The organism is Ruminococcus sp. FC2018 (assembly GCF_000621805.1).
Classification (GTDB): domain Bacteria; phylum Bacillota; class Clostridia; order Oscillospirales; family Ruminococcaceae; genus Hominimerdicola.
The window spans coordinates 1-15,062 of the sequence record NZ_JHXH01000020.1 but is presented as its reverse complement, the minus strand read 5'-3'; the positions used below and the strand labels follow the sequence as shown (position 1 = coordinate 15,062).

General features: G+C 47.4%; 15 protein-coding genes. 14 read left to right on the top strand and 1 reads right to left on the bottom strand.

Annotated elements, in window-relative coordinates; all coding sequences use genetic code 11:
* Positions 1-161: 161 nt before the first annotated feature.
* On the bottom strand, positions 162-1,517 hold the full coding sequence (dnaA, locus tag T494_RS0110650) for a chromosomal replication initiator protein DnaA (protein WP_028506286.1): 1,356 nt from the start codon (positions 1,515-1,517) through the stop codon (positions 162-164).
* A 539-nt stretch (positions 1,518-2,056) separates the two neighbouring features.
* Between dnaA and rpmH the strand changes: the two genes are divergently transcribed.
* The 14 genes from rpmH to T494_RS0110580 form a co-directional block, all read left to right on the top strand.
* Positions 2,057-2,191 carry a 50S ribosomal protein L34 gene (rpmH, locus tag T494_RS0110645; RefSeq protein ID WP_028506285.1) on the top strand — a complete coding sequence of 45 codons (135 nt, stop codon included), beginning with the start codon at positions 2,057-2,059 and terminating at the stop codon, positions 2,189-2,191.
* Positions 2,192-2,418: 227 nt separating this feature from the next.
* The gene (rnpA, locus tag T494_RS0110640) at positions 2,419-2,793 is read left to right on the top strand and encodes a ribonuclease P protein component (RefSeq protein WP_028506284.1); all 375 of its coding nucleotides are present in this window, start codon (positions 2,419-2,421) and stop codon (positions 2,791-2,793) included.
* The gene (gene yidD / locus T494_RS0110635; RefSeq protein WP_028506283.1) at positions 2,790-3,059 is read left to right on the top strand and encodes a membrane protein insertion efficiency factor YidD; all 270 of its coding nucleotides are present in this window, start codon (positions 2,790-2,792) and stop codon (positions 3,057-3,059) included. Before rnpA ends, yidD begins: the two co-directional genes overlap by 4 nt.
* 76 nt (positions 3,060-3,135) lie before the next feature.
* Positions 3,136-4,737, top strand: a complete 1,602-nt coding sequence (gene yidC / locus T494_RS13535) for a membrane protein insertase YidC (protein ID WP_051540370.1) — start codon at positions 3,136-3,138, stop codon at positions 4,735-4,737.
* 129 nt (positions 4,738-4,866) lie between these two features.
* Positions 4,867-5,664 carry an RNA-binding cell elongation regulator Jag/EloR gene (jag, locus tag T494_RS0110625; protein WP_028506282.1) on the top strand — a complete coding sequence of 266 codons (798 nt, stop codon included), beginning with the start codon at positions 4,867-4,869 and terminating at the stop codon, positions 5,662-5,664.
* 239 nt (positions 5,665-5,903) lie between these two features.
* The gene (locus T494_RS0110620; RefSeq protein WP_028506281.1) at positions 5,904-6,731 is read left to right on the top strand and encodes a purine-nucleoside phosphorylase; all 828 of its coding nucleotides are present in this window, start codon (positions 5,904-5,906) and stop codon (positions 6,729-6,731) included.
* 1 nt (position 6,732) lies between these two features.
* Positions 6,733-7,575, top strand: coding sequence for a fumarate hydratase (locus tag T494_RS0110615; RefSeq protein WP_028506280.1), 843 nt, complete (start codon positions 6,733-6,735; stop codon positions 7,573-7,575).
* A 116-nt stretch (positions 7,576-7,691) separates the two neighbouring features.
* Positions 7,692-8,165, top strand: coding sequence for a hypothetical protein (locus T494_RS0110610; protein WP_028506279.1), 474 nt, complete (start codon positions 7,692-7,694; stop codon positions 8,163-8,165).
* Entirely contained in the window at positions 8,162-9,694 is a 1,533-nt protein-coding gene (locus tag T494_RS13020; protein ID WP_051540368.1) for a PH domain-containing protein, read from the top strand. Before T494_RS0110610 ends, T494_RS13020 begins: the two co-directional genes overlap by 4 nt.
* Positions 9,695-11,785 carry a chemotaxis protein CheA gene (locus T494_RS0110600; RefSeq protein ID WP_028506278.1) on the top strand — a complete coding sequence of 697 codons (2,091 nt, stop codon included), beginning with the start codon at positions 9,695-9,697 and terminating at the stop codon, positions 11,783-11,785.
* Positions 11,786-11,805: 20 nt separating this feature from the next.
* On the top strand, positions 11,806-12,252 hold the full coding sequence (locus T494_RS0110595; protein ID WP_028506277.1) for a chemotaxis protein CheW: 447 nt from the start codon (positions 11,806-11,808) through the stop codon (positions 12,250-12,252).
* A 39-nt stretch (positions 12,253-12,291) separates the two neighbouring features.
* Positions 12,292-13,335, top strand: coding sequence for an S-methyl-5-thioribose-1-phosphate isomerase (gene mtnA, locus T494_RS0110590; protein WP_028506276.1), 1,044 nt, complete (start codon positions 12,292-12,294; stop codon positions 13,333-13,335).
* A gap of 76 nt (positions 13,336-13,411) precedes the next feature.
* Positions 13,412-14,701, top strand: coding sequence for an amidohydrolase (locus T494_RS0110585; RefSeq protein ID WP_028506275.1), 1,290 nt, complete (start codon positions 13,412-13,414; stop codon positions 14,699-14,701).
* A 109-nt stretch (positions 14,702-14,810) separates the two neighbouring features.
* The coding region (locus tag T494_RS0110580; RefSeq protein ID WP_028506274.1) for a transposase at positions 14,811-15,062 on the top strand (252 nt) is incomplete at its 3' end.

Below are 15,062 nucleotides of genomic sequence, written 5' to 3'. Positions count from 1 at the left end.
TTTGTGACAAGCATAATTGTTGAAAACATTGTTGAAAAAGTTAAAAAGTACATTTTTTTCCCTTCATCACTTGTCCCGTCACAGAGATATGAAAAAAAGTATCTTGTGCAAAGAACGGCGGGATAAAATGCGGACGGAAAATCTGTGAATGAAATAAAAAGTCAGTTGGTTTTCAGATTTTTGATGATATCGTCCACGTTATCTTTAAGGGATTTATTTGTATTGAGCAGCTGGTCTATCTCGTTATAGTGGATATTCATTGTGGAATGGTTCTTATTGAGCACATCGCCGATCTGGGAGAAGGTCATGCCTTTTACATTTTTCATGATATAGATGAATATCTTTCTTGCAAGGGATACCTTTGCCTGTCTGCTCTTTGAGAGGATATCCTCTGTGGAAACGTTGAAAGCATCGGCTACCTCGCTGAGTATCCTGTCGGTGGTTATCTCCGCAGGATGATCCTCGATCATGATCTCCTTGGTAACTCTCTGAGCCATCTGGATATTCGGGTGCTCGTTGGTATAAAGGGTGAGAGCCTTTATTTTCTTTATTGTCCCCTCGATCTGTCTTACGTTGTTCTTTATCTTTTCTGCGATAAGCTTTATGACGCTTTCCGAAAGCTGAAGATCGAGCCTTTCAGCCTTGCTCTTTATGATAGCCATTCTTGTTTCAAGGTCAGGAGGTGTAATGTCCACCTGCATTCCGTTTGAAAGCCTTGTCTGTATCCTGTCCTGGAGCTTGGATATCTTTGAGGGGTTGATGTCGGATGTAAGAACTATCTGTTTGCCTGCGTTGTAAAGCTCGTTGAAGGTGTGGAAAAATTCCTCCTGCATTCTTTCCTTGCCGGCAATGGTCTGTATATCGTCCACCAGCAGAAAGTCTGCGTTTCTGTATTTTTCGTGGAAATTTACCGTGTCCTTTGTCTCGATAGCCTTTACAAGCTCATTAATAAAGCTTTCACCGGTGGTGTAAACTATCTTCAGCTTTGGATTGTTTTTCTTGACATCGTATTCGATAGCCTTCATAAGGTGAGTCTTGCCCAGTCCGGAATCACCGTAAATAAGCAGGGGATTGAAAAGAACGATATTGGGGTCAGACTGTTCCACGTTGTTGTTATACCTGTTTGCAACGGTCTGTGCAAAGGCAAAGGCAAGCTTGTTGGACTCGCCCTGGACAAAGTTGTCAAAGGTGAGAAGATTGGTAAGATTGTCCGAATAATTTGCAGGTGTAACGCTGACATTTTCGCTGTCGGCAGTTTCTTCCTTGCTTTTTACAAGTATCTTGACCTCTACCTCAAAGCCCATTACGTTTTCAAAAGCCTCTCTTATGATAGCCCCGTAATTGGTCTCGGTGGTGTTTTTTGTAAACTCGGAATCAGCCAGCAGATATGCCACATTGTTCTCGAATTTGTACGGCTCAAGTATCTTTATCCACCTGTTGTAGCCCGGCTCGCTCACCGTTTTGTAGTCGTGGCAGTATTTAAGAACTTCAAGGAATACGTCGTTGAAAGAATCCATATTTTTTATCCTCCGGAGTTTATAGAAAATAACTAATCATCAAGTAAAAATCGGATGTTGAAGCTGTTTTTGAAAAGTCCGCTCGACACCCGAAAGTTCTTATGAAAAATAACATAAATTTACATTTAGACACACTTTTCAATACTAAATAATTATATCACAAACCCACAAAAATTTCAAGCGCATATATATAAATAATAGTACTTTTTTTCAGCCTCTTTTGAGGGCATGGCAGTGGTACTAAAAACTGTGTTATAAGGCAATTTAACACACTATATATTGTATTTTTAACAAATGAATAAATAAAGATACACAAAAAGTTTATAAAATAAAGTTAAAAACCGGGGAAATAAGAGCGGGTCCGGGGCAAAAAACTTTGAAAAAAGGCTTGACAAAAGCGTGTGAAATGAGATATAATGTAAACTTACAAGGGCTATGTCAAGAATTATCACTTGTCAGTCCGTAAATACATGGAGCTGACAGGGCGCAGACAGACAGTCTGCTGCTTTGACAAGCCGGCTGAAAGGAGGATGGACTAAATGTTGAGAACATATCAGCCAAAGAAGCTTCACAGACAGAAGGTTCACGGTTTCAGAAAGAGAATGGCAACTGCCAACGGCAGAAAGGTACTTGCAAGAAGAAGAGCAAAGGGCAGAGCAAGACTGAGCTACTGATCTGCTGAAAAGGACATTTGAGCGTTGCTGAAAAAGCGCAAAGCAGAAGAAAGTTAATGTTTTGGATAAGGCAGGGCGAAAAGCTTTGCCTTTGAAAGAAACATCAAAGGGGTAAAAAATCGGTGATAAAACACTAAAAAGGAAGTACCCTTTGTCTGACCGACCTTTACCATTCAAAGAGTGATTGGTACAAGGTCGTTTTTAGTTTTTAAAAAGAAACGGGAAAAATGCTATTTACTGACATAATGAAGGACAACAGCGGGTTTATGCGCTGTTACAGGAAGGGAAGAAGAGTAAACTCAGACAGTCTGTGCGCTTACTTTTTTCCAAACAACAGCCCCTATAACAGACTTGGGATCACCGCAGGAAAAAAGCTTGGAAATGCGGTGACGAGAAACAGGATAAAAAGGATAATCAGAGCCGCTTACAGAATATGCGAAAAGGAAATACCCATGGGGTATGACATTGTTTTTGTGGGCAGGGACGGTATCGGCAGCGGGACAAGCCTTGAGGTCGAAGAATTTATCCGCAAAAGGCTTGTGAAAAGTATGAAGATAACTTTTGAAAAAGGCTTTTGGGAAGATAATAAAAAAAGAAAATGAAGTATATTGGTATTTTTTTGGTGGGACTGTACAGAAGGTTCATAAGTCCCCTTTTTCCGGCAAGATGCAAGTATTATCCCAGCTGTTCGGCGTATTCGGCGCAGGCATTCAGGATGCATGGCTTTTTCAAGGGTCTGCTGCTGACGGTATGGAGACTGCTGCGCTGTAATCCGTGGAGCCTGGGCGGGGTGGACTATGTTCCCAAAAAGCTTAGTTTCGGCTATTTTAAGATAAAAAGAAAAAAAGACAGGATAAAAGATATTTAGGTTTTTTATATTTACGGGGCAGTGCCTCTTTTTGAAATTACGGGAAAGAAAATGAATTGAAAGTTGGAGGAAGATAATGGGTATAATCGCTACGCCTTTGGGCTGGATAATGAAGGGTATATATCACCTTGTGAAAAACTACGGTATAGCCCTTTTGCTTTTTACGTTCGTAACAAGACTTATAGTGTTCCCTATGTCTATAAAACAGCAGAAAAGCACTGCGAAAATGGGAATGCTGGCGCCGGAGCTTGAAAAGCTGAAAAAAAAGTACGGAAAGAACCAGCAGAAGTTCCAGGAGGAACAGATGGCACTTTATGCCAAGGCAGGGGTAAACCCTATGGCAAGCTGCCTTCCTATGATAATCACAATGGTTATCCTGTTCGCCCTTATCCCTATAATCTACGGACCGCTGACATATATCTCCGATGCAGACAAGGACGAGCTTACAAAGTCCAATAACCTTATCTCCGGACTTTATGTTGTTTCCAGCGACCTTCACAGCGACGAAAATAAGGATTACATCAATGAAAGAATAGAGAAAATGGCTATCTCGGAGGATGCTAAAAAGGAACTTATGAACAAGACCGAGATAGAAAAGTTTGTTGCATACTTCAAGAATGAGACCAGCGACGAGGACAAGGCTTACGAGCAGTTCAAGGAATACTTTACAGACAAGGATAAATGTAAAAATGCCGCAAAGGCACTTGAGGACAGCGACAGCACAAGCAAGAATATCATTGAGGCTATAAAGAAACACCCAAATATTGATGCATTCATGCTCAATGAGGAGTACATCTCAAAGAACCTTGCTACATCTCGCCCCGAGCTTATGACATTCTCTTTTGTCAACAACGCAGACGGCGAGTATGCCGATGTGCTGCCTGATACAGTTAAAAAAGCAGCAAAGGATATAGATTACAGAAGCTTCGGACTGGACATGGGCGTTATCCCGTCCTTTAAGGACTTCACATGGATAATCCCTGTGGCATCTTTCGTTCTTCAGGTGGCAGTTACCGTAGTGGCACAGCTGTTCCAGAGAAAGAACAACCCCACAGCCGCAAAGGCAATGGGCATGGGTATGAAGATAACCTTCATCATTCTGCCTGTGTTCTCACTGTGGATCGGTTTCAGCTACCCCGCAGGTCTGGGTCTTTACTGGTGCTATTCTTCGCTTTTTGCACTTCTTCAGACCATCGTCCTCAATATTGCATACAGTCCGGCTAAGATCGCAGCCATCGTTGAGGAGGAAAGGGAAAGAAACAAGAAGAGCGGCAAAAAGACTCTTATGGAAAGAATGGCAGAGCAGCAGCTTGAAAGGGAAGGAAAAGCCCTGCCAAGCAGCAGCGATGACGACGACGACGATGACGAGCAGGGAGAAAAGAAGCTTTCAAAGGCTGAAAAGGCTGCCGAGGATCGCCGCAAGATAGCCGAGGCAAGAAGGCGTATGGCTGAAAAGTACGGGGACGAGTACGAGGAGTTCCTTGACGACGAGGAAGAGCAGCAGGAGCAGAAAAAGCCTCAAAGCGGCAAAAAGAAGAAAAACAGAAACAAGAACAATAACAATAATAACAACAGCAATAACAACAAGAATACCGACAGCGCAAATCAGTCCGATGAGCAGACAGATGCCGACGAGCAGTCTGAGGATAGTGAACAGGAACAGGACAGCGAGGAATAATCATGCACAGCAATCGGGATCACATCACTTCTCATAAGCCGGAAAAGTGCGTATATCCGCACTTTTCAAGGATACCTGCCGGATCCCGTGAAGATATTGTGAAATCTTAATCGAGAGGAGAAAAGGTAAATGAAACAATTATTTACCGCAGCTTCCGTAGAAGAAGCAAAGGAGCTGGCTGCCAGAGAGTTTGGCGTAAGCGAAGAAAAGATCAGCTTCAATGTTATCGAAGAGCCTAAAAAGGGTCTTTTCGGTAAGATCAAAGGTGAGGCAAAGGTGGAGGCGGAATATACCCGCACAAAGGTGGACATTGCCGTGGACTACGTTAAAAACGTTATGCAGGCAATGGAGATCACAAACGTTACCGTTAGCGTAGAGGAAAACGAGGACGGCGCAGTTTTTGAAGTAAACGGAGACGGCTTTGAGGAAATGCTGGGCAAAAAGGGAGAGCTGCTGGATTCTTTGCAGTACCTTACCTCACTTGCCTGCAACAGGATAGACAGAGATTATTTCAGGATCTCTATGGACTGCAGCGGTTTCAGAGAAAGAAGAAAACAGCAGCTTGAGGAGCTTGCAAGGAAGATCGCAAACAACGTTAAAAAGACCGGCAGAAGCTCTGCTCTGGAGCCTATGAACCCATACGAAAGACGTATCGTTCATGCGGCTGTTTCCGAGATCGAGGGAGTTACCAGCCAGTCAAAGGGTGATGAGCCTTACAGAAAAGTCATCATCTCTTCCACAAATCCGAGAAAATACGACGATAAAGGCGGATTCAGAAAGGGCGGAAGAGGAAGAAGAAACGACAGGAACCGCCGTCCGCGTTCAAGCGGTTTTGACATCACCACAAGCTTTGAAAAGGACTATAAAAAGCCAAAGCCGGAGGATTCCATGCAGGGCGCAGGTCTTTATTCAAAGATCGAATTCTGATATGTAATGCAAGCAGGACTGTGTTTATCACAGTCCTGCTTTTTTGTGTCCCGGGCACCCTGTGGAGAAGATGTATCATATATGCCAAAAACCGTTGACAAACTGGTATAATTATTGTAAAATATATGGTAGCATAGTATACGCAAAACCAAAAATACTTGTTAGTTTTGCACAAATCTCACTGCGCCGTATAGAGGCAGTGAACAAATATCATTATATTATGAAAGGATGGAAGGAAAATGATCGATTATGAGGCTCTGAGAGGTTATGTTGAAAAGATAGGCTCAAGAATAGGCTTTGCGCCGAAAATAGGCATAGTGCTTGGTTCGGGACTGGGAGAACTGGCAGATAAAATGCAGAGCGTTTACAGCATTTCTTACATGGAGATAGAAGGTTTCCCTGTTTCCACTGTTGAGGACCATGTGGGACAGTATGTCTTCGGGTACATCGAGGACGTTCCTGTGGTTTGTATGCAGGGCAGAGTGCATTACTATGAGGGCTATACTATGGAAGAAGTAGTGCTGCCTATCAGATTTATGGGTATGCTGGGAGTCGAACAGGTGATACTTACCAATGCCGCAGGGGGGATATCTGCGGACTTTGATACAGGCGATATAGTTCTGCTTTCCGACCACATAGCAACCTTTGTGCCAAATCCTCTTATCGGCTACAAGGCTGTGGATTCTGCCGACAGATTCCCCGACATGACCCAGGTTTACGACAAGGGTATGCGTGAGGTCATGAAGTCGGTGGCTAAGGAGCAGAACACAACGGTCAAGGAGGGCGTTTATATCCAGCTCACAGGTCCTTCCTACGAGACTCCTGCGGAGATAAAAATGGCAGGTCTGCTGGGAGCGGACATTGTGGGAATGTCCACCGCCTGTGAGGCTATTGCGGCACGCCATTCAAAAATGAAGGTGTGTGCAATATCCTATGTATCCAACCCCGCAGCAGGTCTGGGAGATGTTCCTCTTAGCCACGAGGACGTTAAAAAGCAGGCGAAAAAGACCGCAGGCACAGTGGCAAAACTTATAAAGGGATACTGCAAGGCAGTTAAGGAACAATAATATGCGACAGATAAATGTAAAACAGGTGGAGGACCTGGTGAGGGAGCTTTGCATAAAGGCAAATCTTTACCTGCCCGAAGATATGCAGCAGTGCATCTGCAAAAATGCACAGCTTGAAAAGTCACCTGTGGGTAAAAATGTTTTTTCGGATATAATAGATAATATAAACGTTGCCCGTGAGCAGTCCATACCTATCTGTCAGGACACAGGAATGGCTGTTATCTTCATGGAGGTGGGACAGGACGTCCACTTCGTTGGCGGGGACATAAACCGGGCGCTGAACAACGGCGTTTGCAGAGGATACATCGACGGGAAGCTGCGGTGCTCCATCGTTTCAGACCCCCTTGAAAGGGTGAACACAGGGGACAACACTCCCCCTGTGGTGCATCTTTCCTACGCACCGGGGGACAAGGTGAGGATAACCGTTGCGCCAAAGGGCTTTGGCAGCGAAAATATGTCACAGCTGAAAATGATGACACCAAGCGTCACCCATGAGGAAATAGTGGACTGGGTGGTACAGGTCGCTGCAAAGGCAGGCTCTAACCCATGTCCGCCTATCGTTCTGGGCGTGGGTATCGGAGGCGACTTTGAAAAGTGTGCTTTTCTTGCGAAGAAAGCCCTTTGCCGAGATGTTTCCCGGCGCAACCCAAAGCCCCTTTATGCACAGCTTGAACAGCAGATGCTCGAAAAGATAAACAAGCTTGGAATAGGACCCCAGGGCTTCGGCGGAACACAGACCTGCCTTGCGGTGAATATCGAGCAGGCACCTACCCATATTGCAGGACTGCCTGTGTCGGTAAATGTGGGCTGCCACGTAACACGCCACGCAGCAGGAGAGATATGATACACAGCCGGTTAGCCGAAAGGATATCCCGGAGGTATGGCAAGATACGATAGACCCTGCTGTCCGCCGGCAGGCATACCCCCTCACGGCACTAAAACCAACAAGGAGAGAGCATAATGGAGCAGGAAAAAAGCTATACGGCTTGCAAAAGGACCGTGTTCTGGTTTTTTATATTTTCCTTTGGTCTGCACACCGGCTTTAAGGCAGGGCTTAAAGCTGTGAGCAATTTTTTGCCCCAGAATGTTCTTATTATCGCAGATATGGTGTGGGCAGCGTTGATAATCCTGCTGATAATCGCTTTCCCTATCTATGTGCTTGTGGCAAGGTACACCGTAAACAGCGAAAGTGCCAGACTTCGCACAGGAGTTGTGCTCATCTCTCACCAGTATGTGCCCCTTGATTCGGTGCTGAGCGTTACAACGGTGCTCACACCGCTGAGCTTTATAACAGGCTTTAACTTTGTGGTGCTCAACTCTCCCGGGGCAAAAAGCGTTATGTCCTTTCTTACACGCCGCCAGGCACGGGAGATAAGCCAGGTCATCAACGATGCCTTACAAAAGCGCAACCGTGAACGGGGTGATGCTTCGTGAGCGGAACAGAGGGTACGGCAAAGAACCTGCGCAAAATGGCAAAGACGTTTCTGTCCTTCCGCCAGCACCCGGTGAAGATAGTTAAATACACCACAAAATACTTGTGGCTGCTGCTTTTTTCGCTGGGAAAATATCTTATAGCTATGGAGTTTGATATAGCCGGCTGGCTCCACGCCAACTGGTTTGACATTATGATAGTCGTCGCCATATTTATCTTTGCCTTCGTGCGGTGGGTAACTGTGTATTTCGAGCTTGCCGAGGATAGGATAATCGGTCACACAGGCTTTCTGGGCATGGCAAGAACGGTGGTGTACTTTGAGGAGATAGCCTCTTTCTCGGTGTGTCAGGGACCGGTGGCGTATGTGCTTCACTCCTGCCAGGTGTACATCGACACCGACGCAAAATGCTTTCAGAGCACCGATATACGCATAGACCTTACAAAGTCACGGGCAATGGAGATATATCAGCTTATCTGTAAAAAGTCGCAGGCACAGCCCGGATTTGTGTTCAGAACACGCAAAAGACAGCTGTTTGTATTTTCCCTGCTGTTCACCTCTGCAGTGTCCGGGGCGATAGTGCTTCTCACCATTCTTTATCAGGCGTACCTCATAACAGATGCGGAGTTTGAAAAAAGACTTCTCAACGAGGTGAACAACCATATACAGAACATTGAGAACTCCGGCATAGGCATATACTTTCTTGCCGCAGGTGCGCTCATAGGGCTTGTGTGGATAATGAGCTTTACCTCAAATCTGCTGCGGCACTGGGCTTTTACCTGCCGTCCGGGAGAGGACTTTCTGCGCATACGCAGCGGAAAAGGCTCCCGCAGGCATCACCTGCTGCGCAGGAACTATATAAACTATCTTGATTTTACACAGTCTTACTTCATGAGGATGTTCAACATCTGTTCGGTGGAGGTGGGCTGTTCGGGCTACGGAAAAAGGCGCAAGGAGATATCCGCCCTTATACCAATAACCACCTCAAAGGACGCCGTTGCCTCCGCAAGGCTGCTTACACCGGAGTATAAAATGTGCAACCCACAGGTGAAAACAAATTCCGCAAACATCGTGGGATACGTTATTTTTCCCCTTATTGCCGCTGCGGCAGCATTGGCGGCAGGGGTGGCGGCACAGTATTATTTCCCCGAAAGAAGAAACCAGATAATCTTTATCGAGATAATGCTCGCCCTGCCGTTTTTCTGGATGGCGGTGGTAAAGGCGGTGGCTGCGCTGAACACCTCTATGGGCTTTAAGGGCAGCGACCTGACGCTGAGCTACTGTAAGTGGTACACCTTCCACAAGGTGCTGCTGAAAAAAGAAAAAATAACCAAAGTCACCGTGCGGCAGGATCCCTTTTCAAAGATCGCAGGCAACGGTACAGTATTTTTCTACACTACAGGAGAAAAATCTCCACGCCATAAGGTGGCGGGAGTGAATTATAAACGGGCACTGGAAATATTGAAAAACAACGGCTTTGAGGTCACCCCCAAGGGAAGCCCAAAGGATATACAGCAAGGAGTTGAGATATAAATGCCGAAATTTGAGGCGGGAATGGAAAGTATGCTGGATATGTTCGTCTTTGAAACAGGCGACCTGCTTGAAAAGCTCGACGACACCCTTATGCGTACCGAGCAGGAGGAGTCCATAGGCGAGGACGACATAAACGAGATATTCCGTACCATGCACACCATAAAAGGCTCTGCTGCCATGATGGGTCTGCAGAATATGTCCACCCTTGCCCATGCTATGGAGGATCTTTTCTATATTATCCGTGACGACCCCAATGTGAAGTATGACAAGGCGGGGCTTTACGAGCTTTTGTTTGCAAGCTCCGACAGCCTTAAAGGAGAGCTTGACAATCTTTCCGACGACGATATACCCCTTACCGATTTCACGGAGCTTGAGGGGAAGATACACGCCTTTGCCGCACAGATGAAGGGGGAAAGTGCCCCTGCTCAGGCTGCACAGGCAAGCTCAGGTGCACAGGAGGACCTCTCTCACCTTTTCCCCGACGACGAGGATGAGAGCATCCTTACATACAGAGTCACCTACCAGGAAAGCTGCGCAATGCCCTCGGCAAGAGGCTTTGTGCTTCTGAGGGGACTGGGACAGATGGCGGAGGTCACATCTACGCTGCCTGTTGACCTTGACGCAGACGAGGCGGACGACGAGATAAAAGCCCACGGGCTGATAATAAAGCTTATAACCGACGATGCGCAGAAGGTGCTGGAGTTTCTTGAGGACGGTATAAACGTTGAAAAGGCACAGCAGCTGCACAAGCCCGACAAGTCTGCTGCGCCTGCACAGACGGCTGCGCCCGCACAGGCGGCACCCACCCCACAGCAGGCGGAACAGGCTGTGGAGCAGGCAAAGGAGGCTGCACCCGGGACAAAACAGGCTCCGAAAAAGGCTGCCCCCAAGCATGAGCAGAGTCTTATCACGGTAAATCTTGAAAAGCTGGACCAGCTGCTTGACCTGGTGGCGGAGATAGTTATTACCCAGGGCAGCGTTACATCAAGCCCCGACCTTAAAGACCTGGGCGTTGACCTTGACCGTTTCAACAAGTCCGCCCGTGAGCTTAAAAAGCTTACCGACGAGCTTCAGGACTCGGTAATGAGCATACGAATGGTGCCTGTATCCACGGCTTTCCAGAAGATGAACAGAGTTGTGCGTGACATGAACCAGAAGCTGAAAAAGGGCGTTACCCTTGAATTTGAGGGAGAGGACACCGAGGTGGACAAGAGTATCGTGGATATACTCAACGATCCCCTTATGCATATTACAAGAAACGCTGTGGACCACGGCATCGAGACACCCGAGGAGAGGGCGGCGGCAGGCAAGACCGAGCCCCCCACGGTTACCCTTTCCGCAGGCTATGATTCCGGCGAGGTGGTAATATCCTGCCGGGATAACGGCGCAGGAATGGACAGGGCAAAGATACTTGCAAAGGCAAAGAAAAACGGATTGCTCACCAAGCCGGAGAACGAATATACAGATAAAGAAGTGTTTGCTTTTACCATAGCAGCAGGCTTTTCCACCAACGAGCAGATAACGGAGTATTCCGGCAGAGGCGTTGGAATGGACGTTGTAAAAAAGAACATAGAAAAGGTGGGCGGAAAACTGCTTGTTGACTCCGAGTTCGGAGTTGGCTCGGTGTTCACCATACGCATACCACTGTCTCTTTCCATCATAGACGTGCTCAGCGTCCGTGTGGGCAAAAACAGCCTTTCTGTGCCCACAAGCTCGGTAAGAGAGGTGTTCTCCTGCAAGCAGGAGGATTATATCCTTGACCCCGACGGCAACGAGTTCGTTATGCTGCGTGAGATGTGTCTGCCCCTTATAAGGCTCAGCAGGCATTTCGGCATACCCAGCGAGGTGGAGGACATCGGACAGGGAATACTTATCTACTGCACCGAAGGGGACAAGGGTGCGGTGCTGTTTGCAGACAGCATAATCTCCGACCAGCAGATAGTTGTAAAGCCGTTTTCGCCTCTGCTTTCCGCATTTCCTCTTAAAGAGGCAGGAATGAGCGGATGTTCTATTCTGGGCGACGGAACCATCACCATAGGTCTTGACATTAAGGAGATACTTAAAGTTTCCTCCGGGGAAAATGAAAAATAACAGCAAAGGAGAGTATTCACATGGCTTTTACCCAAAGGGACGAAGATTTTGAGCAAAACGGCGGAAAGATACTTTCCTTTTTTGCCGACAACAAATTCTATGCCTTCCTTATAACCGATGTGACCGACATAATCGAGATACCCGAGATAACCTTTATCCCCTCTCTGCCGGCGTACATAACCGGAATGATGAACCACAGGGGCAAGGCTATCCCGGTAATAGATTTCCGTGCCCGTATGGCATTGCCGCAGGGGCACTATACCGACAGAAGCTGCGTTATTGTGGTGGAGATAGACTCTCATCAGGCAGGGATCGTGGTGGACAGGGTATCCGACGTTGAGGACATAACCCCCGAGATGATAGCACGTTCTCCTGTGGAGGGGGGTACGGTGAAGTTCTTTATAAGCGAGAACAAAAAAAGGATATCTCTGCTTGACCCCGAAAGGGTGGTAAGGGAAAGACGGTAATCGCTGCTTACAAATTTCCAAGGAAAGGACAAGGTTAGTATGAGGTACGAGGTAAACGATCCTGTAAGGCTGACAGATGACGGCAGGGCGATACTTGCCATTGATCAGACGCTTCTGCCCAATCGTGTTGCGTACATACGGCTGGAAACACCAAAGGAGATGTTCACGGCACTAAAGCGGTTCCAGGTCCGTGGTGCGCCGTGTATAGGCATTTTTGCGGCATACGCCATGTTTTTGCAGGCAAAGGTCTTTGCCGGTGAATGTCAGGACAAGGAGACCTTTTACCAGATGATGCACACCTTTGCAAAGTACCTTTCTACTGCCCGTCCCACGGCAGTGAATCTGCCCTGGGCACTAAAGCGCATGGAAAGAACGGCGGCAAACAATATGCGCCGCAGCTTTGAAACTATAATAGAGGCGCTGCGCAAGGAAGCGGAAAACATCCACGAACAGAATATAGAGACCTGTTTTACTATTGCAAACTACGGGCTTGTGCTTGTAAACGACGGGGACGGTATCCTTACCCACTGCAACGCAGGTGCCCTTGCCACATCACGCTACGGCACCGCTCTGGGTCCGCTTATCCTGGGGGCAGAAAAAGGAATGAAGTTTCGTGCGTATGTTGACGAGACACGCCCCAGGCTCCAGGGTTCAAGGCTTACCGCCTACGAGCTTACAAACGCAGGCGTTGACACCACACTTATCTGTGACTCCATGGCAAGCCTGGTCATGAGCCAGGGCAAGGTAAACGCCTGTTTCGTGGGGGCAGACCGTGTTGCCAAAAACGGAGATACCGCCAACGAGATAGGCACCGCAGGACTTGCCATACTTGCCCAGCATTACCACATACCCTTCTATGTGTTCTGCCCCACGTCAACTATTGATGTTACCTGCGACGACGGATCCAAAATAGTCATCGAGGAAAGAGATCCCGACGAAATAAAAAACGAGTTTTTCAGATCGCCTGTTGCCCCCGAGAAGGCAAAGTGCTATAACCCCGCTATCGATATTACCGACGCAGGGCTTATCACCGCCATAATCACCGAGCAGGGCATAAACTACCCACCCTATGACTTTAACTGAACAGTCGTAAAGCATAACGCTATTTGTTATCTGTTGATAAGGACAGGGTGGAACATATAAGGAAAAGGAGCAAGCTATGATACGATTTTACAACGCCAGGGTGCTCACCATGGCAAAGGGCACAGAAATACAGCAAAACGCTGAAGTCTGGACGGACGGGGACAAGATATCCTTTGTGGGGGTGCCCACCCGTCAGCAGCTTGACGAGGCGGTCTTTGAGCGGCAGACAGACCTTAAAGGCGACCTTATCATGCCGGGGCTGAAAAATGCACACACCCATTCGGCAATGACCTTTCTTCGCTCCTACGCCGACGATCTGCCTCTTCAGGACTGGCTTTTCAAGCAGGTCTTCCCCATGGAGGCAAAGCTTAACGAGGACAGGATATATCACCTTACAAAGCTTGCCATACTTGAATATCTCACCTGTGGCTGCACGGCAGCGTTTGATATGTACTTTTTCCGTGACGGCTATGTACGAGCCTGCGTGGAGAGCGGATTCCGCAGCGTTATGTGCGGCTCGGTATCGGGGGAGGAAAGCAGGCTGTGTGAGCTTGAGGACGAGATAAAAAAGTACAACTCCACCGGCAGCGGACTTATAAGCTATATGCTGGGGATACACGCAGAGTATACCTGTTCAAAGGGGCTTATAAAGGGACTTGGAGAGCTTGCCCGCAAGTATAAAGCACCCACGGCGATGCACAATTCCGAGACACAAAAAGAGGTGGACGAGTGCATCTCACGCTACGGCATGACACCCACACAGCTTTTTGAAAGCGTGGGAGCCTTTGATTTCGGAGGCACCACCTTCCACAATGTATATCTTACCCTTGAGGACATGGATATTTTCAGGCGGCGCAAGGTGGTATGTGTACACTGTCCTGCGTCCAACCTCAAGCTTGCCAGCGGCATAGCTCCTGTTGCGGAAATGGAGAAAATGGGCATCGAGATAGCTCTGGGAACTGACGGACCTGCCAGCAACAACGCCCTTGATATGTTCAGGGAGATGTATCTTATGACCACCCTGCAAAAGGTGAGCTGCAAAGACGCCTCGGCTTGCAGACCGCAGACGGTCCTGAAAGCCGTTACCGTGGGGGGAGCAAGGGCAATGTGCCTTGACGAGTGTGATATTATCGCCCCGGGCAAGCAGGCGGACCTTGTGGTCATTGACCTTAACAAGCCTAATATGCAGCCCCTCAACAACATACCTGCAAATATAGTTTACAGCGCCGATAAGACCAATGTGCGCCTTACCATGTGCGCAGGAAAGGTGCTTTATGAAAACGGCGAGTTCTTTGTGGGGGATGATGTACACAGGATATACGCCAATGCAAACCGCATTATAAACGAAATGAAAAACGAGGTTTAAGAGCCTGATAAACAACAGACCGCCCGGTGTTGAAATGCTCCCCTTTTGTTAGACAATGTGGTATAATAGAAATATACCAATTAGAAATCTAACGGAAGGGGGCATTTTTATGCCTAAAGGAATACCAAATAAGAGATACACACCGGAATTCAAAATCAAGGTTGTTGAAACGATGCACAAAGAAAAGTTGAGCCACAGGGAAGCAGCACGGGAATTCGATGTGAGTAATCATAATAGAGTCTCAGACTGGGAGCGCATCTATCTTGAAGAAGGCAAAGAAGGTTTTTATGTTGAACGCCGAGGACGCAAGTCGACAGGCCGTCCTACAAAGCTAAAAAAGGAAGTCCAAGAAGATCTCATA

Coding starts and splice junctions, on each gene's coding strand:
- dnaA (WP_028506286.1), bottom strand. CDS start 1,517: ATGGATTCTTTCAACGACGTATTCCTTGAAGTTCTTAAATACTGCCAC.
- rpmH (WP_028506285.1), top strand. CDS start 2,057: ATGTTGAGAACATATCAGCCAAAGAAGCTTCACAGACAGAAGGTTCAC.
- rnpA (WP_028506284.1), top strand. CDS start 2,419: ATGCTATTTACTGACATAATGAAGGACAACAGCGGGTTTATGCGCTGT.
- yidD (WP_028506283.1), top strand. CDS start 2,790: ATGAAGTATATTGGTATTTTTTTGGTGGGACTGTACAGAAGGTTCATA.
- yidC (WP_051540370.1), top strand. CDS start 3,136: ATGGGTATAATCGCTACGCCTTTGGGCTGGATAATGAAGGGTATATAT.
- jag (WP_028506282.1), top strand. CDS start 4,867: ATGAAACAATTATTTACCGCAGCTTCCGTAGAAGAAGCAAAGGAGCTG.
- T494_RS0110620 (WP_028506281.1), top strand. CDS start 5,904: ATGATCGATTATGAGGCTCTGAGAGGTTATGTTGAAAAGATAGGCTCA.
- T494_RS0110615 (WP_028506280.1), top strand. CDS start 6,733: ATGCGACAGATAAATGTAAAACAGGTGGAGGACCTGGTGAGGGAGCTT.
- T494_RS0110610 (WP_028506279.1), top strand. CDS start 7,692: ATGGAGCAGGAAAAAAGCTATACGGCTTGCAAAAGGACCGTGTTCTGG.
- T494_RS0110600 (WP_028506278.1), top strand. CDS start 9,695: ATGCCGAAATTTGAGGCGGGAATGGAAAGTATGCTGGATATGTTCGTC.
- T494_RS0110595 (WP_028506277.1), top strand. CDS start 11,806: ATGGCTTTTACCCAAAGGGACGAAGATTTTGAGCAAAACGGCGGAAAG.
- mtnA (WP_028506276.1), top strand. CDS start 12,292: ATGAGGTACGAGGTAAACGATCCTGTAAGGCTGACAGATGACGGCAGG.
- T494_RS0110585 (WP_028506275.1), top strand. CDS start 13,412: ATGATACGATTTTACAACGCCAGGGTGCTCACCATGGCAAAGGGCACA.